The sequence below is a fragment of the Paenibacillus xylanilyticus genome (assembly GCF_013359935.1).
GTDB classification, from domain to species: Bacteria; Bacillota; Bacilli; order Paenibacillales; family Paenibacillaceae; genus Paenibacillus; species Paenibacillus xylanilyticus.
In genome coordinates this window covers 73511-96084 of the sequence record NZ_JABMCB010000192.1, presented here as the reverse complement: position 1 = coordinate 96084, position 22574 = coordinate 73511, and the positions used below count along the sequence as shown (strand labels likewise).

Below are 22574 nucleotides of genomic sequence, written 5' to 3'. Positions count from 1 at the left end.
TCGATATATAGGTTCTAAATTTCAATTTACATTTGATGATAATGTTCCACAGCCTGCTTGAGCACAGGGTGCTGCTCATCCATGGATGTGTAGTGACTGAGTGCAGCAGCGATACCCTTTTGTTTGATCAGATCCTGCAGTTCTGCTGCCTCGGGATCATCCGATACATCAAATTTGCAGGCTGCTGCCATGCCTCTTGCCAGATTAGTCGTTTCCATCCCATACTCATATGCCTGAAGTGCCGGACGGACCAAACGGTCATTGGGGGACAGCTTCCGCAGCGGGGAGCGGCCTACCCGGGTAACTTCATCCGTGAGATGTGGATTCACGAAGCGTCCAAGTATTTTCGATATATACTGCTGGTGATCTTCCGGGTTGAAACCAAATCGTTTCACAAGAACCTCACCTGTTTCCTGCAATGCACCATAGACGAGAGATTTCACCTTTTCATCAGCAATCGCCTTTTGAATCGTATCATATCCGTTCACATAACCGATATACGCGGCACAGCAGTGTCCCGTGTTCACGGTAAACAATTTGCGTTCGATATAGGGCTCCAGATCATCAACATAGAGTACTCCTTCGATCGGAAGGAACGCAGGTGCCAACTGTGAACGATCCACAACCCACTCATAAAAAGGTTCAACCTGCACATGAAGCGAGTCTTCATGATGCTGTATCGGTACGATTCGGTCTACTGCGGAATCAGGAAAATATACATACTGATCGGCAAGAGCCCTAACGGGTTCTTCCAGCAGAGCATACACATGTTCTTTGAGCTGCGTGCTGGCACCGATGGCATTTTCACATGCGATAATATGAAGAGGTTTCTGTACCAAACCTGTATTCAATCTCGCCTCAAGACCCTTGGCAATGCCTGGTGCGATATGTTTCAGAATCCCCACACCGACTGCGGTTGTAACGAGATCTGCTTCCGCAACGTTTTGGGCAACCGTCTCCAGCTGTGTTCCATCAATCGCACTCACACCTGTTACCGTCTCCGTATCCTTCGACTCGTTCGCCAGTTCCACCGTGTACTGTCCGCGCTGCTGGAGTGCCTTAACGAGCTCCTGATTCACATCCGAGAACATAACGTTATATCCTGCGCGAGACAGGATTAGTCCGATAAACCCACGTCCGATATTCCCTGCTCCAAAATGAAGGGCCTTCATAGTTCCATTTCACTTTCGAGAATGGTAATGATTTCTTCTGCCGTTTTGGCATAACGGAGTGCTTCCATGTTCTCATCCTCGGCACAGATCACCGCAATGCTCGTCAGGATCTCCATGTGCTCACCGCCCTGAGCGGCAATGCCGATGACCATGTAAGCTTTTTCTTCCCCAAAATCTACACCTTGCGGGAACTGGATGACAGAAATACCCGTGGACAGAATGAACGATTTGGATTCTTTGGTTCCGTGCGGAATCGCAAGTCCGTTGCCCACATAGGTGGATACAATTTCCTCACGCTCAAGCATCTTGTCGATATAATCTGCGGTAATATGTCCTGCGTCTTTCAAAATTTGTCCTGCCATGCGAATAGCCTCATATTTGTCCTGTGCCGTCGCGTTCATAACCACTTTATCTGTTGTAAGTATACTCATGTTTGTTAACCTCCAATTTCAGTTTTACTTCGATAAAATCCAACCAGCTCCCGGGAAAGGTAATGAATAAGATCATCCCGTATTCCCTTCTCCAGCAGCATAATCATTTCGTCCTGCAGCAACAATGCACTGATCTCGCTGAGAACCTCCAGGCTCTCCCGGGATAACTCCCCCGGCCCTACCATGAGAAGGATATGGGTCACGCCCACCGGGTCATCCGGCGTCACCAGCAGCGGTTCTGACAGTTGAAACAGGCTGATGGACGGCCTATAGATGCCATCACTGCGTGTATGGAACAGAGCCAGTGAAGTATCGGGGATTTTCTGACTGCCTACTGATTCGCGGGCTTCAAGCAGCCTGGCTATCTCTTCCGGGTCCTTCAATACACCGGATTCCTGCAGTACCTTGCACATGGCAAATGCTGTTTCGTAAAATCCCATCCTGCCGTTATCCAGAGGAAACACCTGAAACTTGCCTATGATACGTACAATCTCAATGAGCGTGGCATCAAGCCCCGCCGGGTCCGGATTACGATCAGTTGCCTTTCGGCTTCCTTTACTGTCCCCATACTTGCCTTGTTCCCGCTGCAGCGTCGTATTTTGAATGTACTGCCTCAAACGTTCACTTTCATCTGCCGTCAACAAGGGACTCACCTTGTAATACTGATGCGGCTCCATCGGCAGATCGACGGTCGACAAAATGAGATCATAATCCTCTTCGGGGATCCGCGCGGCTTCATACCATGATGCACTGTCGATAATGCGAATTTCCGGGATCTCCTTGGACAAACGGCTGGAAAGCATGCGTGAGGATCCGATTCCGCTGGTGCAAACAATAATCGCCCGAATCTCACGCTTCAGTACACGCAATCGCTCGATGGAAGCTCCGAAATGCATGACCAAAAACCCAATTTCCTCATCCGGTACGTCCGTATCCGGCCATGCGATATGCACGGCTTTCTTCACATCCGCGAACAGCGAATCATAATCCTTGCGGATCTGTTGGAGCAACGGGTTACGTATGCTCTGCTGTCCCCCGATGCGTTCCATCACCGGCTGCATATGGGCAATCAGCCCTTCTCGCAGGAGACGATCCTCCTGGAATGCATAACCGGTTCTCTCCTGCATCTGATCCATCAGGGAACGAACCATATCCAGCAGCACCAGATCGTCAACAGGCAGTAAACGTGTGGAGTGAATAAGCTGCTCTGTTTCGATTAATAATTTGTGTAGATAGCTCTGTTCTTCTTTGGCAAACGATATTCCAAGCTGACTGGACAGCACACCGCATAACCGGGAGGCCATATATTCAGGTACATTCATGTCCAAAGTAGACGAGTGTATCGTCTTTTGTGCAGTGCCTCGCCCTACCGTAAACCCTTTGCGTATGCGCGCCAGTGCAACGGATAATTGAATAAGCAATTTCGTATACTGTCGCTCAGGAATATTTTCGAGCCAATCAATATCAGGCTGCCACAGGGCATTCTCGACCGTCAGTACGTCACGGTGGCCAATCATGCTCAGCAGCTTCTGATTCACCTTGGAAACGCCCTGCTCAGGTTGTCTTCCAAACAGATCCGACTCATCCAGAAATTCTAGCGCAAGCCCGGCAATCGCTGCCCGATAAGCTGTTTCGCTGCCATTGATCTTCACCCCGTATCCTCGTCTGCGAACCAGCTTCAGTCCAGCCTGCCGAATTCGGGGCTCCAGTTCATCGAGGTCATTGCTCACCGTGGAGACCGTCACTTTCAAATCTGATGACAACGCAAGCAGTTTTACGGGCTCCGCTTCATCCAGCAAAATGCAAAGCATGAAGAGTTTACGCTCTTCCGGCGTAAACTCTACGTATTCGTTAAGCTCCAATTGCTGATGCAGTGCAGCCAAATCGTTGGAACCAGGGTCAATACGTACCCCGGTTCCCGATTTTTTTTCTAATTTCATGCCCAGTGGCTCCAGCCACTTCTCAATCATCTGCAGCTCCCGATGAACGGTTCGGGTACTGACTTTTACCGCGATTGCAATTTCGCCGGCGGTTACTTCATGCGGATGTTCCAGCAGGAACTCCACAATTTCACGCTGTCTTTTCGTAATACTCATATCTCAAGCCTCCGGCTCAGGGAAAACGATAGCAACCTGTTATTTCAGGCGTTCAACGAGCGCATCGTATTCCGGGCTTTTTAGGAAGTTGTCGATGGAAATATGTTCTGCGTTCGGTGCCACGCTGCGGGCACGGTCCGTTAATGTCTTCTGCGTAATGACAACGTCTGCGTCCTGAGGGATATCACTGATTGCTGTATTGGTTACCGCAACATCAATCCCTTCTGCTTTCATCTTCTTGCGAAGAATGGAAGCCCCCATGGCACTGGAACCCATACCGGCATCACAGGAGAAGACGATTTTCTTCACATCAGTTTTTACGGCAGAAGAAGCAATATCCGCTGCTCTGTCTGCTTCACGGTTATCCGCATTAATGGCAGCATTCGGCGTAGTTCCTTGACTCTTCATGTCTTTCATCCGATTGGATGCAGACTCCAGGTCTTCTTCCTTTTGTTTGCCTGTTTTCAGCAGCAGTGCTGCAATCAGGAAGGAAACAATGGCGGCTACAGCCACCCCTGCGAGCATCGGAAGATATCCGCCTTTTGGTGTTAACAGGAAATAAGCGATGATACTACCCGGCGAAGGTGCTGAAACCAGTCCGGCTCCGGTAAGCATAAACGTTGCTGTACCTGCTACACCACCTGCGATTGCAGCAAGAATCAGAATCGGTCTCATCAGAATGTAAGGGAAATAAATTTCGTGAATTCCCCCGAAGAAATGGATGATAACGGCACCCGGTGCAGAAGATCTTGCAGTACCACGACCGAAGAAGCAGTAGGCCAGCAAGATTCCAAGTCCGGGACCCGGGTTGGATTCAAGCATGTATAATACGGATTGGCCCAATTCTCTTGCTTGGTCTGTTGCAATCGGAGTTAGAATTCCGTGGTTAATTGCATTGTTCAGGAACAATACTTTCCCCGGCTCAATAATCAGATTGACCAGCGGAAGCAAGCCCAGATTCATCAGACCCTGTACGCCAGCAGACAATACTGTGCTAATTGCTTCTACAGCAGGCCCGATCCCCAGCAGTGCAATAATCCCCAAGATCCCGCCAATAATCCCGGCAGAGAAGTTGTTGACCAACATTTCGAATCCTGCTTTGATTTTACCTTCAACTGATTTATCAAACTTTTTGATGACCCATGCTGCCAGAGGTCCGGCAATCATGGCACCCAAGAACATCGGAATATCACTACCGACAATAACCCCGATGGTCATGATGGCACCCACGACACCACCACGCTGGCCATGCACCATGGTACCCCCGGTGTAACCAATAAGCAGCGGCAGCAAATATTTGATCATCGGATCCACTAGCTCTGCAAGAGTTGCATTAGGGAACCAACCCTTTTCAATGAACAGCGCAGTAATCAGTCCCCAGGCAATAAATGCCCCCATATTCGGCATAACCATACCGCTCAGGAATCGGCCAAAACGTTGAACGCCTACCCGGAGACCGCCTTTGGAATTGGACGTTTGGTCCAAGTTACTCATTGTATTATCCTCCTCGGATCAAGTGATTAAAATTTATGAAAGGGGTATCATTTCTCCCCTGCTGTTATCCTAAGCCAGATTGGTCTCCGGTTCAACGAAAGGAAAGCGTACTTTCGTCATGATCATTGATGACAACATTACGGTTATGTAATCGTTTTTATCGTGATTGGAAGGCTGTAAGCGTTGATATTCAAGGCTTTTTCCGTGTGTGACTTATATCATTTACTGTGTTGGTTTTATGGGAATAGGTTGTACAATCGACGCTTATTTCATCCTCTCCAGCACCTTTTTCTGGCGACCAACCCTGCCTTGAAGAACACAAAAAGCCTGCATAAGCACCAAGGCTCACACAGGCTATGAAAACGTGCAAGAACATTTATTTGTAATGAAATGATAGGCTAATTAGTACAAAACCATTCTACTCCTCTGTATGCTTACGATATGCATCGGCACTCATCAATTTCGACAAGGCTTCTGTCAGATCACCTTCAACACGAATCTCAATCATCCAGCCTTCTTCATAAGGCGAACTGTTAACCAGTTCAGGTGCATCCTGCAGTGCTTCATTCACGGCAATAATGGAACCACTTACCGGAGAAAACAAATCGGAAACCGTCTTGACGGATTCGATCGTGCCAATGCTGTCTTCCGCTTTTACAGCCGATTCAAGGTCAGGCAATTCCACAAACACAATGTCACCCAGCTGATGCTGCGCGAACTCGGTAATGCCGATCCGTACAGTATCCTCCCCTACGGTTTGCACCCACTCGTGCTCTTCACTGTACAGGAAATCACTTTTCAATTCGCTCATCGATATCCGCCTCGCTTTTCATTAATGAGTGCATGCGTTTCTTTGGCCTTACCCTTTTCCCCAGAACTTAGCGTATGATATTTCGGATTCAAATGTCAAGATACCTCACAAAATATTTAGATTTCTACATTAAAGGCCTGTAACTCAAATACCCTCTCTCTACATATAATGGTGGATAATAGAAGAGTAAGCGTAATCTTTTTATATATACGAACAATACCGTTAACAATCTAAGAATTATTCGTTTTTTTTATCATTTTCTATGATATCGTTCTTGACATCGATAGTGGATTCACGTTTTAATGAGAGAGTAAATGTTTATTGTTGTGTGCATTACCCGCGGATGAATGTAAAGGGAGAGATTACCCGTGACACCCGAGTCTTGGATGTGCATGCGGTAACGCCGAAGGAGTAAACCACCCGACAAGCGGGAGGTGAATCTCTCAGGCAAAAGGACTTTTACGGGACGCAACTCTGGAGAGCATCTAATCGCCCGGTCAGGGCGTAATGATCACCCAAGGGGAAACCTGCTGCAACTGATTGGCGGGGTAACTCTCAGGTACCAAGGACAGAGCCTTAGAATACAGCGTGCTTCTGGCATGCCGGTTCTTTGGCCTGTCCTTTTCCTTTTTCCCAAAAAAACGAAAAACCAGGATCAGCCGGCGCTGTCTATAGCAGCCTTAATTATACTTATACGGAAAATTACTGCTTCATTCATGTTACACACTCGGCCCGCAGCGGCCACAACGAGGTGATTTGATGTCCGATTTGCTTAGAACTCCATTCTTTCCACTTTATCAGCAATACGAAGGTGTACGGTGCATCGATTTTGGAGGCTGGGAGCTTCCGGTGCAGTTCAGCGGAATTCAAAAGGAACATGAAGCCGTACGGGAACGGGCCGGTCTGTTTGATGTATCTCACATGGGCGAATTTACCGTGCGGGGTGAACAGGCAGAAGCATTTTTGCAGAAAATGACGACCAATGACGTGACCACACTGGTTCCCGGTCAGGCGCAGTATACATTGATGTGTTATCCGGATGGTGGCGTGGTCGACGATCTGCTTGTGTATAAGCTGGAAGATCAGCATTATATGCTGGTCGTTAACGCCTCCAATATCGACAAGGATTGGGCATGGCTGCAAGAGCATATGGTCCCTGGGGTGAGCATGAAGAATGATTCCGAGGAGACAGCTCTTCTGGCTCTGCAAGGCCCGCTTGCTGTGGACATTATTGGAAAAGTTACAGGTACCGATGTTTTCACGATTGAGCCTTTCCGCTTTGTACAGAATGCTGAGGTGTGCGGTGTAAAATTGTTGCTGTCCCGCACTGGTTATACCGGTGAAGACGGCTTTGAACTTTACGTACCAGCAGAAAAGGCTTCTGCAGTCTGGAACGGATTAATGCAGGCTGGCGAAGTACACGGACTGGTTCCTGCTGGACTCGGTGCACGGGATACACTGCGCTTTGAAGCGAAGCTGCCCCTGTATGGACAGGAATTGTCGCCAACCATCTCTCCGCTGGAGGCAGGGGTTGGCATGTTTGTGAAGCTGAATGCCGGACCTTTTATCGGACACGAAGCCTTGTTGCTGCAAAAAAATGAGGGGCCTGCCCGCAAACTGGTCGGCATCGAAGTGCTGGAGCGCGGTATTCCCCGCCCTCACTATCCAATCTACGCCGAAGGCGTGCAGATCGGTGAAGTGACGACAGGCACACAGTCCCCTACGCTGAAACGCAATCTGGGACTTGCACTGATCGACAGCAAGTATGCTGCGTTGGGTACCCCGCTGGAGATTGAGATCCGCGGCAAGAAACTGAAAGCCGAGGTCGTGAAGACCCCTTTTCATAAACGGACACGCACGCAAAAGACACCTACCCAAGGAGCTGATCAAGCATGAGCAAGCACCGTTACATTCCCATGACTGAGCAGGATCAGAGCGCCATGCTCGCGACCATCGGTGTGGACACGATTGAGGATCTGTTTCATGACATTCCACAGGAAATTCGTTATCAGGGCGAGCTGCCCGTTTCCTCCAAGCTGGATGAATACGCGCTGACGCGCCATATGTCCAAGCAAGCCGGTGCCAATGCCAATTTTGAGACACACGCCAGTTTTCTGGGTGCAGGCATTTATGATCACCACATTCCTTCCGTGATTAACCACGTCATTTCCCGTTCCGAATTCTATACAGCCTATACGCCGTACCAGCCCGAAATTAGTCAGGGTGAGCTCCAAGCCATCTTCGAATTTCAATCGTATATCTGTGAACTGACCGGCATGGCCGTAGCCAATGCCAGCATGTATGATGGCGCAACCGCATTTGCGGAAGCAGGAAACCTGGCTGCTGCGGCAACCCGCCGTAAACAGCTGATCGTATCCCGTACGGTTCATCCGGAAGCTCGTCAAGTATTGAAGGCTTACGCTCACGGTTTGAATTTGGAGATTGTCGAGATTGGTTATCAGAATGGGGTCACTGACTGGGATGCCCTGCAAACTGCCATATCCGACGATACTGCAGCCGTCATGATCCAGAGTCCGAACTTCTTCGGAGCCGTGGAAAATGTAAAACAGGCTGCAGACCTCGCACATGCGCACAAGGGACTGCTCGTAGTCAGCGCAAACCCGCTGGCGCTTGGTCTGCTTGAAGCCCCAGGCAAGCTGGGTGCCGACATCGTAGTTGGCGACGCGCAGCCCCTTGGCATCGCCGCTTCCCTCGGCGGCCCAACGTGCGGATATTTCGCCGTATCCCAGGCTCATATGCGCCGGATTCCTGGCCGAATCGTAGGCCAGACAACCGATCGTAACGGCAAACGCGGTTTTGTATTGACGCTGCAAGCGCGGGAACAGCACATCCGCCGCGAAAATGCGACATCCAACATTTGCTCTAATCAGGCTTTGCTTGCACTGAGCGCATCTGTATATATGTCCACCATGGGGAGACAGGGAATGATCGATGTAGCTGACTTGAATCTGCAAAAAAGTCACTATGCCCTGAATACGTTAACCGCTATTCCCGGGGTCAGCCTGACGTTTACTGCACCAACATTCAATGAGTTTGTCATCCAACTGCCTGAAGGAACAGACGCCAGTGCACTTCAGCTGAAGCTGCTGGATGCCGGATTTATCGGTGGTTATGAACTTGGACGTGATTATCCTGAACTTGCCGGACATATGCTGGTAGCCGTTACAGAACGACGCAGCAAGGAAGAGATTGACGAATTCGCACGTGTATTGGAGGGATCGCTGTGACTCAGGAAATGACAACAACTCAAGGACAGCCGGAACCGGCAGCTCCTGTCCAAACCGAAACCAACTCGAATCAAACTGCGCAGACTGCATCGCCCGCTCCGGAGCAATCTCTGATCTTTGAACTTAGCAGCCCGGGTCGAGTCGCTTACTCTCTGCCTGAATGTGATGTTCCGCGTCAAGATCCGGAATCGTTGATTCCCCGGGAAATGCTGCGTTCGGAAGCAGCTGCACTGCCCGAGGTATTTGAAGTCGATGTCATCCGTCACTATACTGCCCTCTCCCGCCGTAACTTCGGGGTAGATAACGGATTCTACCCTCTCGGCTCCTGCACGATGAAGTACAATCCAAAAATCAATGAGGATGTCGCCCGTTACAGCGGATTTGCCAAAATCCATCCTTATCAACCTGAATCCAGCATTCAGGGTGCGCTTGAACTGCTGTACACGTTGCAAAACGACCTTGCAGGTCTGACAGGTATGGATGCTGTAACCCTGCAACCAGCCGCTGGTGCACATGGTGAATGGACCGGACTCATGATGATTCGTGCCTATCACGAAGGTCGGGGTGAACAGCGCACCAAAGTCATCGTGCCGGATTCATCCCATGGTACCAACCCGGCAAGTGCAACCGTAGCAGGTTTCGAAACGGTTACGATTCCTTCCCGTGCAGACGGTCTGGTAGATCTGGACGCACTTCGCGCAGCAGTTGGTTCGGATACCGTAGCGCTCATGCTGACCAACCCGAACACACTTGGATTGTTTGAAAAGGACATCCAGGAGATTGCCTCAATCGTGCATCAAGCTGGAGGTTTGCTGTACTACGATGGAGCCAACTCCAATGCCATTATGGGCATCACCCGGCCTGGCGATATGGGCTTCGACGTGGTGCATCTGAACTTGCATAAAACGATGAGTACCCCTCACGGCGGAGGCGGTCCTGGTGCGGGACCAGTTGGCGTTAAAAGCCGACTGATTCCGTTCCTGCCAAAACCGATGGTCATCAAGAATGATCAGGGACAATACGCACTGGATCGTGAAGGCGATCAATCGATCGGCCGGGTCAAAGCGTATTACGGCAACTTCGGTATTTTGGTACGCGCCTATGCTTACATTCGTACTTATGGACCGGAAGGTTTGCGCCGGGTTTCTGAATGTGCCGTACTGAATGCAAACTATATGATGGCACGTCTTGCTCCTTACTACGAGATTCCGTATCCAGGCGTGTGTAAACATGAATTTGTCATGTCTGGTCGGGGACTGAAGCAATATGGTGTACGGACACTGGATGTGGCCAAACGACTGCTTGATTTTGGGTATCATCCGCCAACCGTATACTTCCCGCTCAACGTTGAGGAATGTATCATGATTGAGCCAACGGAAACGGAGAGCAAGGAGACGCTTGATGGCTTTATTGATACGATGATACGGATTGCCAAGGAAGCAGAAGAGACACCTGAACTGGTACTGAATGCTCCTTATGGCACACCGGTTACCCGCTTGGATGAGACAACTGCGGCTCGTAAACCTGTTCTGAACTGTGCTTGCAGCTAAACACTATAGGAATTTAAGAAACAAGCTCTTGCTGACGTATACACATCAGCAAGAGCTTGTTTCACTTTACTTTCATTTTTCGTATCCCTCATTCCTGATGAAATCCACTCTCTCATCGTTTATTACCTTTCAACAATTATGGCACACAAAAAAAGCCGGCATCCGCGATTATCGCAGATACCGGCAATATCGCTGCATTTCTGCAGCCCATTAATCGGAAAAAGAAAAGACCTTCACACCCGGAGGAACCCCCGGCAAAATTACGCTTTGATGCTTTGAACCAATTCAACCACTTGTTCAGCCGTTTGCATATCGAGAGCTTTGGCAGCCAGTTCCTGCATGTCCGCACGGGACAGCTTGGTGATCTGACTACGAGCTGGCAGAATGGATGTTGCGCTCATGCTGAACTCATCCAGTCCGAGACCGAGCAGCAATGGAATTGCTGTTTCGTCTCCCGCCATCTCTCCGCACATGCCAACCCATTTTCCTTCACGATGCGCTGCATCGATGACCATTTTAACCAAACGCAAAATGGAAGGATTATAAGGTTGGTACAGATAAGAGACACGCTCGTTCATGCGGTCAGCAGCCATGGTGTATTGAATCAGATCGTTTGTTCCGATACTGAAGAAATCAACCTCTTTGGCAAATTGATCCGCCAAAACCGCAGTCGAAGGAATCTCGACCATGATGCCCAGTTGAATGCTGTCGGAAACAGCAATACCTTCGGCTACCAGCTTCTCCTTCTCTTCGAGCAGGACAGCTTTTGCTTCACGGAATTCACCCAGTGTTGCGATCATCGGGAACATGACACGCAGGTTACCATGTACACTTGCACGCAGCAATGCACGCAATTGAGTACGGAAAATATCCAGACGGTCCAGACACAGACGAACTGCGCGGAAACCGAGGAATGGATTCATTTCTTTTGGCAGATCCAGATATGGAAGCTCTTTGTCTCCACCGATATCGAGTGTACGAACGACAACAGGTTTGCCTTCCATTTTCTCCAATACCGCTTTGTAAGCATTGTACTGAATATCCTCGGAAGGAAGCTTGTCTCTGCCCATGTACAAGAATTCGGTACGGTACAGGCCTACAGCCTCTCCACCGTTCTCCAGAACACCTGTAACGTCATTCGGCGTACCAATGTTGGCTGCCAATTCCACATGAACGTTATCCACCGTTACGGTTGGTTCGTCACGCAGTTTTCTCCACTCGGCACGTTGTGCATCATACTGCTCCTGTTTGGAACGATATTCTGCAACAACCTCATCCGTCGGATTAACCAAAACTTGACCATCCAGGCCGTCAACGATAATCAAATCGCCTTGTTTCGCTTGAGCCAGGATGTCTTTGGTTCCAACAACAGCCGGGATTTCAAGGGAACGAGCCATGATGGCGGAGTGAGAAGTACGACCACCGATGTTCGTTGCAAAACCTTTAACATATTGACGGTTCAATTGAGCTGTATCGGAAGGCGTCAGATCCTCCGCAAGCACAATCACTTCTTCAGCGATCTCAGCCGGACTCATGAAGTCGATACCAAGCAAGTGATTCAGCACACGTTTGGTAACGTCACGCATGTCCGCTGCACGTTCCTGCAGGTAAGCACTCTTCATGTTCTCGAACATGGAGATAAATTGCGATGCTGTTTCGTCGAGTGCAAATTCTGCATTCACTTTTTCGTCAGCAATTTTCGCTTTAACCGGATCAATCAGTTCCGGGTCATTCAGAATGAGCAAATGGGAAGCAAAGATTTCAGCTTTTTTCTCGCCAAGCTCTTGTAAAGTACGCTCTTTGATCGCCTCAAGCTCAGACTGGGACTTGCCCAGTGCTGAGTCGAGTTTAGCGATCTCTGCGTCAACGTCGGTGATTTGGCGTTTTTCTACAGAGTAATCGGGATGCTCCAAGATAAACGCCTTGGCGATAGCAATACCCGCCGAAGCCGCGATCCCGGAAACATTAAGCATTAATTTCGCCCAGCCCTTCGTTAACCATAACGTCAGTCAGCGCTTGAAGAGCTTCAGCTTCGCCTTCGCCTTCAACGATGATGCTGATGGTGTCACCTTGTTCCAGACCGAGGGAAAGAACACCCAGGATAGATTTCAATGTTACTTTTTTACCGTTAGCTTCTGCAAAGGATTCTGCACCTTTGAATTTGTTAGCTGTATTAACCAGGGCTGTCGCCGGACGTGCGTGGATACCATCTTCGTCTGTAATTCTGAATGTTTGTTGCATTACAATCATCTCACTTTCAAATAGTTTAATTTAGGCATTGCGTATATTTACACTTGCTTGCCATTGTCGGAACACTTCTTATTTTATCTCAATGATTGGCTGATCGCCAATTTTCAGTACTCCACTCTTCTTCAGGGTCACTGTGGAACCTTCTGGCAGGTTGGTGAAGATGACTGGTGAGATAATGGATGGAGCGTTAGCTTTTACATACTCCAGATCCACTTCCATAATCGGTTGACCTGCTGATACCAGGTCGCCTTCCTGCACGAGCACGTTGAAACCTTGACCTTTCAGCTTCACCGTGTTGACACCTATATGAACCAGTACTTCCTTGCCTCCGTCGGACATGATGCCGACAGCATGTTTGCTAGGGAATACGTTAAACACTTTACCATACACAGGCGATGTAATCTTGCCATCATGTGGCAGAACAGCGAAACCGTCACCTGTCATTTTTTCGGCAAAGACCGGATCAGGTACGTTAGTGATATCCATCAATTCACCATTTACCGGCATGACGATATCTTCGGCAATAATGCGCTCACCTTCTGCTCCCTGTGCCTTCTCCTCTTCAGGAGTTGGTGTGACATCCGCAGCTGGTGTCGGTGCCGGGGTGCGTCCTGCAATGATATCCTGCATTTGGGATTTAATCGTATCTGAACGTGTACCGAAAATGGCCTGTACATTATTACCCACTTCAAGCACGCCAGATGCACCTAATTGTTTCAAACGATCTTTATTTACATTGGATTTCTCATTCACTTCAATCCGCAAACGAGTAATACATGCATCCAGATGTTTGATATTCTGCTGTCCACCAAAGGCTGCAAGAATGTTGTGTGGCAGATCGTCTGTTGAACCTGAACCTCCACCCGAAGCTGTTTCAGGAGTTGCTTCTTCACGCCCCGGTGTTTTGAGGTTGAATTTGCGAATGATCATTCGGAATCCGAAGTAGTAGATCACGGCAAGAATCAAGCCAACAATAATGACATCCCACCAAGGTGTACGGTTCGGGATAATACCGAAAATCAGGAAGTCAATAAATCCACCGGAGAACGTCATCCCGATTTTGACGCCGAGAATTTGCATGGTCATGAAAGACAAACCTGCAAAGATACAGTGTACTGCAAACAGTACTGGCGCCACAAACAGGAACGAGAATTCAAGCGGTTCTGTAATCCCTGTAAGGAACGAGGTCAGCGCAGCTGAACCCATGATCCCTGCAACATACTTTTTGTGCTCCGGTCTTGCTTCATGGTACATCGCAAGTGCCGCAGCTGGCAAACCGAACATCATGAACGGGAATTTACCGACTTGGAATGTTCCCGCTGTGAGAGCAACGCCATCACGCAGCTGGCTGAAGAAGATCTTCTGGTCCCCGCGAATAACATCTCCGGCCTTATTCACATACTCACCAAACTCAAACCAGAATGGGGAGTAGAAAATGTGATGCAAACCGAACGGAATCAATGACCGTTCCACAACTCCGAAAATGAACGCCGATAACGTCGGACTTGTATCTACCATGAAGTGAGATATAGCATTCAGTCCATTTTGAATCGGAGGCCAGATGATCACCAGTAGTAACCCGATTAAGAGGGAAACGACTGAAGTGATAATCGGGACAAAGCGTTTACCGGCAAAGAAACCGAGGTAAGACGGCAGTTCGATTTTGAAAAATCGATTGTAACATAGCGCGGCGGCAATACCTATGATAATACCTCCGAACACGCCTGTACTCAATGTAGGAATACCCAGTATGCTGGCATAACCAGGCACATTGCCGATCATGGCAGGAGTAACACCTACCGCAGATCCCAATGTAACATTCATAACCAGGTAACCGATGATGGCCGCAAGACCTGCTACACCTTCGCCTCCGGCCAGGCCTACTGCAACACCGACGGCAAACAGCAATGCCAGATTATCAAATACGATCTGACCTGCGTTCATCATGATCGTGGCAATTGAATTTACCCAAGGGGTATCCAGTGCCGTTACATATTGCAGAAAGTCTGGGTTAACAAGCATGTTGCCTATTCCGAGCAACAAGCCCGCCGCTGGCAAAATCGCCACAGGCAGCATAAGAGCTTTACCTACTCTTTGCAAGACGCCAAAAAGCTTTTTAAACATCGCGTCGTATTCACCCTTTCGTCTAAGTCTATATGTCGTGATGCAAGCAAGGGAAAACAAAAAAGGCATGAGCTAATAAAGTGAATCGTACCAACCTTCGGGTATAGCATACCCTGTATAAGGTAAGAACAATCACACTCTAGAAACTCATGCCTGATCGAGTCAGTAACACGTCGCTTATGTTTATTCAGTTGCTTGATTACGGACACCATTGTAGCATCACTTCAAAAACAGTGCAAGCCTTTACACAAAAATTCTCAGGAGCGAATTCCATGGATGGTAATAATTCACTTCTTCTCTTCTTCTTTCCTCTGATTCAGCCGTTGGAGATGGATAGTCAGATAACCAACCTCTGCCGGATAAACCGGTAGATTTAATCTTCGTTCCATTACTTTGGTCAGTTTCCATGCAAGCGAGTACATTTCAGGGTACTCCAACTTCAACAGGGAATCCAGCTTGTGCAGTTCTTCCACCTTGTCTCCCCGCCGAACACGTTCCAATGCAAATCGCAAATGAGTCAGCAACCGGGAATAGTCCAGGGACTCCGTCTCAAATGAATAATCCAAATGATCCGAAACGATGCCCACCAGATCGGTAATGAGTTGCGAATGCTCACGTACTTGAGATATATTCTGGTTCGTCATGGCACTATAGATATGAAGCGCAATAAATCCAATCTCATCCATACCCAGATCGACACCCAGTTTCTCCTTGATGAGACGAACAGCGTAATCTCCCATGCGATATTCTTCTGGGTATATCTCACGTGTTTCATATAGAAACGGATTCTGTATGACAATGCCCTGTTCTTTGCGCTTTAGTGCAAAAGAAATATGATCAGTCAATGCGATGTGAATATGCTCGTTGAGCGGAACATCCGTACGCTCTGCGATATACGTAATGACTTCATTAATAATCTCGATCAAAGCTTCATCCACCTGTGGAAGAAGCTGTTTGTACTGCTCTTGCTCCTGCTGATTCTTCAAAATGAACATCTTCTCCACAGCCATCAAGGGAATGATGTCATTCGTTTTCCGGTTGAAGCCAATGCCTTTACCGATGACGACGACTTCTCCATGTTCAGGATGCTGTGCAATAATTACATTATTATTTAGCGCTTTGTTTACATGCAGGCTGCTCAATGTTTGCACCTCTTTTTTCACACCATCTTGAATGCGATTCAGTCACATCCTCGTTAACAACGAAAAGACGTCTGGCGCGGGCATACCGCGCCGAACGTCTCGCTTAAAAAGTAACAAAAAATCGCGTTAAGGTCAATAGAGCTTCATGTATCATTCATGTAGTCTTAATCCTCAGCTCCAGCTCTCTCCACAATCTTATCAATTACAGATGGAGTGGTTGCAGGTTCACTCTGCTGGACAGCAACCGGTGCAGGTGTTTTGGACTTGGTCAGCCCTTTAATCAATTGCTCTACATCAATACCGGATACACTCTTAAGCATCTCCGGAGCCGTAGACATCAACTCGGTGACATAGTTGCTTACACGCGCTGCCCCTTCACCCTTACCTGTATCTACCACAGTCAGTTTATCAATGGATGAGATCGGCTCTGCAATTTTACCTGCAAGCTCAGGCAGCATTTTGACGATGATATCGAGTACAGCCGCTTCGCCAAACTTCTGGAACGCCTCGGCAAGCTTTTCCTTCGCTTCGGCTTCTGCCAGACCACGCAGACGAATGACTTCTGCATCGGCTGTACCTTTGGCTCGTTCTGCATCCGCAACCGCCTGACCTTCAAGCCGTTTTTGTTCTGCTGTTGCTCTGGCTTGCGTTTCAATCGAGTATTGAACCGCCTCTGCTTCACGCATTCTTTTTGTTCTATCGGCTTCTGCAGCCTGCTCAACAGCATAACGGTCAGCTTCCGCTTTTTTCTTCACTTCGGCGTCATACTGCTTCTCGCGTACGGTAATTTCTTTTTCCTTCAGGTCGATCTCACGTTCTTTACGCACGAGTTCAACCTTCATCTGTTCTTCCACTACAGTCTGTTTCGCACGTGCTTCTTGGATATGATAAGCCTGGTCCGCTTCGGCTTTAGCTGTATCCTGGTCCCGCTTAAACGCGGCGACCTTCAATTCCTTCTCTTTAGCAGCTTCCGCGATATTGGTATCACGCAGCAACTCCGCCTTCTGCCCTTGCTCTTCCGCATTGGCTTTCTGAATTCGTGCATCCCTCATCGCTTCAGCTTCAGCAATTTCGGCATCCCGCTTCACCGCTGCAATTCTCGGCTTACCGAGCGCATCCAGATACCCTTGTTTGTCACGAACATCCTTAATGGTAAAAGAGACAATCTGCAGACCCATCTTTTTCAGGTCTCTTGCAGCCACACCCTGAACCTCTTGTGCGAATCGATCCCGGTTTCGGTACACTTCTTCCACAGTCATGGTTCCGAGAATGGCCCGCAAATGCCCTTCCAGAACCTCCTGTGCTTCGCCCCTTAATGCTTCAACGGGTTTGCCGATGAATTGTTCAGCTGCTGTAGCTACATCCTCCACAGCACTGCCAACTTTGATAATTGCAACCCCATCTGCTATAACAGGCACACCCTGCTCTGTGTACACTTCAGGCGTGGATACGTCCAGCTTGTGGGATAACAGTGAAATAAATTCGGACTGTTGGAACACAGGCCAGATGAAAGCACCGCCGCCTCGTACGATTTTGATTTTGCGACCGGATTCATCTTCCGAAATATTCTTGTTGCCCAGGAAGGAACCTGTGACGATCATCGCCTCATCAGGACCTACCGTTTTGTATCTCGCCCAGAAGGCTAATCCAAGAATCAGAATTACACCTACCACAACTGCAGGAACCAATAACATATCCATATCCATATCCCAATTCATTCACATCTCTCCCCTTAATTCTTGATGAGTAGATTCATTTCACCACGAGTTCGATTTAGACGTCTTTAAGTACATCTTCATCCCATTCAGCCACACGGAGTACACCTTCAGTAACGTCTACTACAACAACACGCGCTCCCGCCGCAATAGGGCGATGTTCAAAGCTGGACGCCGTATGAATCGTATTACCGGAAGCAAAACGGATCATGACTTCACCGAAGCCTTTTTCAGGTACTGGAATCGTAATTTCCCCTATTTTCCCTGAAAGCTCTTTCATTGAAAAAGCGATAGAGACCTCACTGTTGCGCATCGGTTTGATATATGCAAAGAATACCAGCATGGCAGCAGCAATGCCTATAAGCAGGGATAATATGAGTCCCGCAATCGCACTCACCGAGCTATAACGTGTCAACATAATTCCAGCTCCGCCAAAGGCCGTAATGGAACCGGCAAGCACGACAGGTTTGAGAAAATCAATGCCTGGCAGTTCAAAGGCCCCATCCAGCAAACCATCAATCAAGTCACCCAGCACAAGGCTGACGATCGCGAAAATGGCTCCTCCGATTAGACACCCCCAATAGATTGTCTCCATTCCCCGTTCCTCCTCTCTTCTGCCGCAAATCCAAACTAACTGGGCATTCCTCATGTAAATAAATACGTAGCAAATGGCATAATGTTTCAAAATCTTTCCTCATATGTAACCTAGACCCGATATTGGTTATTCTACATGATATTTCACATAAAAAGACCGCAAATCTCCAAAATGTGGAGATTTGCGGTCTTTATTAATAAATGGATTGCTTGCCTTTGTGTTACAGAGATGCCTTATAAATGGATACAACATCTTCACGCTGCAGCTTCTTGAAGTTGCCGAATGGGCCAAAGAGCATGGCCTTGTCGGCCATGACATCGATCTGACTGTCGTCAATGTCATAGTCTGCGAGACGACTAGGCGCACCGATGGACGTCCAGAATTTGCGCAGGGCTTCAATTCCTTCTTCCGCAATCTGCTTGTCTGATTTGCCTTCGGGATTAACCTCAAATACATTGATGGCCAGACGTTTGAAACGATCTACATTCACGTCGAGATTGTGCTTCATCCAGTTCGGGAACAGAATAGCCAGTCCGCCGCCATGGGGGATATCGTATACAGCAGATACTGCGTGCTCAATATTGTGGGTTGCCCAGTCACCGGCAAGTCCCATGTTCAGTACACCGTTCAACGCCATCGTTCCGCAGTACAGAATAGTTTCGCGAAGCTCGTAGTTCTCCAGATCTTCCACCAAACGAGGTGCTGCATCCATGACTGTACGCAGAATGGTCTCACAGAAGCCAAGCTGTACCGGCGTATTGTCATCCAGGTGGAAGTAGTGCTCCAATACGTGGGACATCATGTCAACCATGCCATACACCGTCTGATCCAAAGGCACGGTATATGTATTCACCGGATCAAGGATGGAGAACGCAGGAAAGGAATACGCGCTGCCCCAGCCCAGTTTTTCCTGTGTATCCTGGTTGGTAATCACAGAACCGGAGTTCATTTCAGAACCAGTTGCCGCCATAGTCAGCACGGTACCAAGTGGAAGAGCATCCTGAGCAACAGCTTTGCGCTGAGCAAAATCCCACATGTCGCCATCGTATTTCGCACCTACAGCAATTGCTTTGGCACAGTCCAGAACACTACCGCCGCCTACAGCAAGAATCAATTCAATATCATTTGTTTTGCAGAGGTCTACCCCTTTATGAACAGTGGAAAGACGCGGGTTAGGTTCAACGCCCGCCAGTTCCGTTACTTCTGCTCCTATTTCCTTGAGCAATCCGATCACCTGATCGTACAAACCACTGCGCTTAATACTTCCGCCGCCATATACAAGCAATACCCGTTTGCCGTATTTCGGCACTTCCGTTTTCAACGCTTCCAGTTGTCCTTTACCGAAAATCAGCCGGGTAGGGTTATAAAATTGAAAAGATCTCATAATCTATGCCGCCTCCAATGGAGTTAGAATGTTTGTGCAACTCCAATTATAGTACCCCGATTTTATAAAAACAAATCCATAGTCACTCACTTTATAACAAGCCGTTGATTTGCAGGTGGGCCCGGAACATGTCACTGGTCGATGGCAGATTCTCCTGATCCACCCAAGTCTCCGAGGACCATAATCCTGCCTGCTTGAATGCTCTGGGGCAATGGATGAAACATTCTTCTACGTCTACAATGACCGCTGCTCCGATCGTTTTGCCAGTCCAGCCCATGCTGTTGATAAAATCCTCATCCTTGGTTATAGAGGCCTTTCCATTAATCCTTAACACTTCATTCATGCCTGGGATCAGGAAGATCATGCCTACGCCAGGGTTGGACAAGATGTTTAACAGGGAGTCAATTCGGCGATTGCCGGGACGTTCCGGGTAGACCAGCCGATATTGATCCAGAACTTTGACAAAACCTGCTCCGTCCCCCCTAGGAGATGCGTCACTTTTACCTTCATCATCGGAAGTGGATAGGAAAAATAATGGTGACATGGATAGAAAGTGTTGAACATGGGAGTCTACAAACGATATCGCCTTGTTTCTCACGTGCTCATGCGGCTCACCCACCATGGTTTGCAGTTCATCTGCATCGGTGATCAGCGGTATGTTTAGTGGCTGCTTTTCCATTAATTATCCCCATTTCCCTAGATTCATGTTATTTTATCATCCTGTGATAACCTTTCTCACATTATACAATGAACACCCAGCTTCTGCCATGATCCTATATTCAATGTGCATGGTTAAAAGTGGCGCTAAATGGCGGCAATTACTTTCGAATCATTGAAGTTATTGATATATCATTATCTTTTTCTGACTGCACCCAAAAAAGGGATAGGTGAGCAAATTATATGCTGCTCATCTATCCCTTTTAAATTTATTCTCCATTACCTGACAATGCTGCTTGCCTACTGCTACTCTGTATATCCCATGCTTTCCACAAATCGACGGAAAGCCTGACGTCCTGCTTCATCGTATTTGTATACCCCTGCATGTTCCAGAATCTCGGCAAATTTCAGGCCTACTTCCTGCTGAACCAGAGCGACGGCTTGTTCCTTATTCAAGTTGGAACCAAAACGTTCTCTCAATTCTTCTGTCCAGCGCAGATGCTGATTCAAGGCATGATCCGAAGCCTGAGCAGATTCAGAAAGTTGGGTGTCCCCGGCAAGAATATCAGCAATTCCATCCAGTTCTTCTTTCAACCGGCCTGGGAGAATCGCAAGCCCCATAACTTCAATAAGACCAATGTTCTCTTTTTTCAGATGGTGCATTTCGCGATGTGGGTGGAATATGCCTTCCGGATGTTCATCATTCGTGCGATTGTTGCGCAGAACCAGATCCATCTCATATCCACCGTCCGCACTGCGACGAACAATAGGTGTTACCGTATTATGAGGTACTTGCTCTCCATTCACATCACTGAAGGCTTCAATCTCCACGGAAGGATCACTGTATACTTTCCAAGCTTCATACACAGCGTTGCCCGCTTCAAGCAGTTCCGCCGGATCATGTGAAGCGAGACGCAGAACCGACATCGGCCATTTCACCAGACTAAGTGTAAGCCCAGGCGCCTTGGCATGACGGAATACCGCTTCAGGTTTGGCATTTTGGATCGCGAACGTATGACGTCCACCTTGGAAATGGTCATGTGTCAGGATCGAACCTCCCACGATCGGAAGATCCGCATTCGAGCCGATGAAATAATGCGGATACTCGCCTACGAAGGCAAGCAGCCGGCGCAGGGTATCTTTCGTTAGCTTCATTGGCACATGATCATGGTGGAAAATGATGCAATGCTCGTTGTAGTACACATACGGCGAATATTGGAAGAACCATGGTTCACCGTTTAATTCCAGCGGAATAACACGCAGGTTTTGACGCGCCGGGTGATTTACCCGGCCAGCATAGCCCACATTTTCCCGACACAATTGGCATTTCGGATACACTGGAGGCGGAAGCAGCTTCGCCATGGCGATTTCCTTCGGACTTTTCTCCGGTTTGGACAAGTTAATCGTAATTTCCATATCGCCATACGGCGTTTCCTGTGTCCAATACACATTCTTCGAGATCCGGTCCATGCGGATATAGTTGGAATGAATCGACAGCTCATAGAATTGGGATGTAGCTGCTTCGATGCCTTCCGTTTGCTCCGTATGGCGGAAGGCACGCACCACCTCGGACGGACGGGCCATCAATTGACCCATGATTTTCGCATCCAGCAAATCGCGGTACGTATCGGTATTTTCCGGAATGAGTCCAATTTCAAAACCATAGTCAATTAACGTATCCAGCAAAGACTGGGGGCCATCCGGTACACTCTCGTTCAATGTTCCGGCATAAGGCTCGGAAAATCCGAACTGTTCCAGCAGAAGGTTGCGGCTGTAATCCCGATCCGCTTCTTCAATCAGCTTGTTCTGTAAGGCAAATGCAACCAGACGTTCAATGGCATGCAGTGCTTCCTGCTGCTCCGGTGTCCGGTCTGTGTTGTCTGCAGCATTATGGGTCTGTGACAT

General features: G+C 48.4%; 17 protein-coding genes and 2 riboswitches. Of the genes, 3 read left to right on the top strand and 14 right to left on the bottom strand.

All coding sequences use genetic code 11. The annotated features are described in order from the left end of the window. Positions 1–26: 26 nt before the first annotated feature. From HP552_RS20315 to gcvH, 5 genes are all read right to left on the bottom strand, one after another. Positions 27–1172 carry a mannitol-1-phosphate 5-dehydrogenase gene (locus HP552_RS20315; protein WP_175397219.1) on the bottom strand — a complete coding sequence of 382 codons (1146 nt, stop codon included), beginning with the start codon at positions 1170–1172 and terminating at the stop codon, positions 27–29. Further along, positions 1169–1603, bottom strand: a complete 435-nt coding sequence (locus HP552_RS20310; RefSeq protein WP_175397218.1) for a PTS mannitol transporter subunit IIA — start codon at positions 1601–1603, stop codon at positions 1169–1171. Before HP552_RS20310 ends, HP552_RS20315 begins: the two co-directional genes overlap by 4 nt. Before the next feature lie 5 nt (positions 1604–1608). Further along, complete coding sequence (locus tag HP552_RS20305) at positions 1609–3699, bottom strand: BglG family transcription antiterminator (protein WP_175397217.1); 2091 nt, start codon at positions 3697–3699, stop codon at positions 1609–1611. Positions 3700–3738: 39 nt separating this feature from the next. Beyond that, positions 3739–5193: a PTS mannitol transporter subunit IIBC gene (locus HP552_RS20300; RefSeq protein ID WP_175397216.1), complete on the bottom strand. Its 1455-nt coding sequence runs from the start codon at positions 5191–5193 to the stop codon at positions 3739–3741. Positions 5194–5611: 418 nt separating this feature from the next. Beyond that, entirely contained in the window at positions 5612–6004 is a 393-nt protein-coding gene (gcvH, locus tag HP552_RS20295; RefSeq protein ID WP_175397215.1) for a glycine cleavage system protein GcvH, read from the bottom strand. A gap of 343 nt (positions 6005–6347) precedes the next feature. Beyond that, positions 6348–6473, top strand: a riboswitch (glycine riboswitch). Between the two features lie 3 nt (positions 6474–6476). After that, positions 6477–6578, top strand: a riboswitch (glycine riboswitch). Positions 6579–6763: 185 nt separating this feature from the next. Here gcvH and gcvT point away from each other — a divergent pair. From gcvT to gcvPB, 3 genes are read left to right on the top strand one after another with little or no spacing between them, the layout of a single operon-like run. Next, positions 6764–7900, top strand: a complete 1137-nt coding sequence (gene gcvT, locus HP552_RS20290; protein ID WP_175397214.1) for a glycine cleavage system aminomethyltransferase GcvT — start codon at positions 6764–6766, stop codon at positions 7898–7900. Beyond that, complete coding sequence (gcvPA, locus tag HP552_RS20285; protein WP_175397213.1) at positions 7897–9252, top strand: aminomethyl-transferring glycine dehydrogenase subunit GcvPA; 1356 nt, start codon at positions 7897–7899, stop codon at positions 9250–9252. Before gcvT ends, gcvPA begins: the two co-directional genes overlap by 4 nt. Next, positions 9249–10802: an aminomethyl-transferring glycine dehydrogenase subunit GcvPB gene (gcvPB, locus tag HP552_RS20280; RefSeq protein ID WP_376768968.1), complete on the top strand. Its 1554-nt coding sequence runs from the start codon at positions 9249–9251 to the stop codon at positions 10800–10802. The genes gcvPA and gcvPB overlap by 4 nt, the downstream gene beginning before the upstream one ends. A 260-nt stretch (positions 10803–11062) precedes the next feature. On the opposite strand, the gene ptsP is transcribed toward gcvPB, so the two are convergent. From ptsP to HP552_RS20235, 9 genes are all read right to left on the bottom strand, one after another. Further along, positions 11063–12775 carry a phosphoenolpyruvate--protein phosphotransferase gene (gene ptsP, locus HP552_RS20275; RefSeq protein WP_175397212.1) on the bottom strand — a complete coding sequence of 571 codons (1713 nt, stop codon included), beginning with the start codon at positions 12773–12775 and terminating at the stop codon, positions 11063–11065. Then, the gene (locus HP552_RS20270; protein WP_036617010.1) at positions 12768–13043 is read right to left on the bottom strand and encodes an HPr family phosphocarrier protein; all 276 of its coding nucleotides are present in this window, start codon (positions 13041–13043) and stop codon (positions 12768–12770) included. Before HP552_RS20270 ends, ptsP begins: the two co-directional genes overlap by 8 nt. A 78-nt stretch (positions 13044–13121) precedes the next feature. After that, complete coding sequence (ptsG, locus tag HP552_RS20265; protein WP_175397211.1) at positions 13122–15176, bottom strand: glucose-specific PTS transporter subunit IIBC; 2055 nt, start codon at positions 15174–15176, stop codon at positions 13122–13124. Positions 15177–15463: 287 nt separating this feature from the next. After that, positions 15464–16318: a glucose PTS transporter transcription antiterminator GlcT gene (glcT, locus tag HP552_RS20260; RefSeq protein ID WP_175397210.1), complete on the bottom strand. Its 855-nt coding sequence runs from the start codon at positions 16316–16318 to the stop codon at positions 15464–15466. 164 nt (positions 16319–16482) lie between these two features. Continuing rightward, the gene (gene floT, locus HP552_RS20255) at positions 16483–18036 is read right to left on the bottom strand and encodes a flotillin lipid rafts scaffold protein FloT (RefSeq protein WP_281366144.1); all 1554 of its coding nucleotides are present in this window, start codon (positions 18034–18036) and stop codon (positions 16483–16485) included. 55 nt (positions 18037–18091) lie between these two features. After that, positions 18092–18628, bottom strand: coding sequence for an NfeD family membrane protein (locus HP552_RS20250; RefSeq protein WP_175397209.1), 537 nt, complete (start codon positions 18626–18628; stop codon positions 18092–18094). Between the two features lie 220 nt (positions 18629–18848). Next, positions 18849–20012, bottom strand: coding sequence for an iron-containing alcohol dehydrogenase (locus HP552_RS20245; RefSeq protein WP_175397208.1), 1164 nt, complete (start codon positions 20010–20012; stop codon positions 18849–18851). A 91-nt stretch (positions 20013–20103) separates the two neighbouring features. Then, on the bottom strand, positions 20104–20691 hold the full coding sequence (locus tag HP552_RS20240) for an MSMEG_1061 family FMN-dependent PPOX-type flavoprotein (RefSeq protein WP_175397207.1): 588 nt from the start codon (positions 20689–20691) through the stop codon (positions 20104–20106). Positions 20692–20975: 284 nt separating this feature from the next. Continuing rightward, complete coding sequence (locus HP552_RS20235) at positions 20976–22574, bottom strand: UDP-glucose--hexose-1-phosphate uridylyltransferase (RefSeq protein ID WP_175397206.1); 1599 nt, start codon at positions 22572–22574, stop codon at positions 20976–20978.

What these genes read in the sequence shown, in the direction of transcription:
- HP552_RS20315 (WP_175397219.1), bottom strand. Translation starts at nt 1,172, where the DNA reads ATGAAGGCCCTTCATTTTGGAGCAGGGAATATCGGACGTGGGTTTATC.
- HP552_RS20305 (WP_175397217.1), bottom strand. Translation starts at nt 3,699, where the DNA reads ATGAGTATTACGAAAAGACAGCGTGAAATTGTGGAGTTCCTGCTGGAA.
- ptsP (WP_175397212.1), bottom strand. Translation starts at nt 12,775, where the DNA reads ATGCTTAATGTTTCCGGGATCGCGGCTTCGGCGGGTATTGCTATCGCC.
- HP552_RS20250 (WP_175397209.1), bottom strand. Translation starts at nt 18,628, where the DNA reads ATGGAGACAATCTATTGGGGGTGTCTAATCGGAGGAGCCATTTTCGCG.
- HP552_RS20240 (WP_175397207.1), bottom strand. Translation starts at nt 20,691, where the DNA reads ATGGAAAAGCAGCCACTAAACATACCGCTGATCACCGATGCAGATGAA.
- HP552_RS20235 (WP_175397206.1), bottom strand. Translation starts at nt 22,574, where the DNA reads ATGTCACAGACCCATAATGCTGCAGACAACACAGACCGGACACCGGAG.
- HP552_RS20245 (WP_175397208.1), bottom strand. Translation starts at nt 20,012, where the DNA reads ATGAGATCTTTTCAATTTTATAACCCTACCCGGCTGATTTTCGGTAAA.
- gcvPA (WP_175397213.1), top strand. Translation starts at nt 7,897, where the DNA reads ATGAGCAAGCACCGTTACATTCCCATGACTGAGCAGGATCAGAGCGCC.
- HP552_RS20310 (WP_175397218.1), bottom strand. Translation starts at nt 1,603, where the DNA reads ATGAGTATACTTACAACAGATAAAGTGGTTATGAACGCGACGGCACAG.
- ptsG (WP_175397211.1), bottom strand. Translation starts at nt 15,176, where the DNA reads ATGTTTAAAAAGCTTTTTGGCGTCTTGCAAAGAGTAGGTAAAGCTCTT.
- gcvH (WP_175397215.1), bottom strand. Translation starts at nt 6,004, where the DNA reads ATGAGCGAATTGAAAAGTGATTTCCTGTACAGTGAAGAGCACGAGTGG.
- HP552_RS20270 (WP_036617010.1), bottom strand. Translation starts at nt 13,043, where the DNA reads ATGCAACAAACATTCAGAATTACAGACGAAGATGGTATCCACGCACGT.
- HP552_RS20300 (WP_175397216.1), bottom strand. Translation starts at nt 5,193, where the DNA reads ATGAGTAACTTGGACCAAACGTCCAATTCCAAAGGCGGTCTCCGGGTA.
- gcvT (WP_175397214.1), top strand. Translation starts at nt 6,764, where the DNA reads ATGTCCGATTTGCTTAGAACTCCATTCTTTCCACTTTATCAGCAATAC.
- floT (WP_281366144.1), bottom strand. Translation starts at nt 18,036, where the DNA reads ATGAATTGGGATATGGATATGGATATGTTATTGGTTCCTGCAGTTGTG.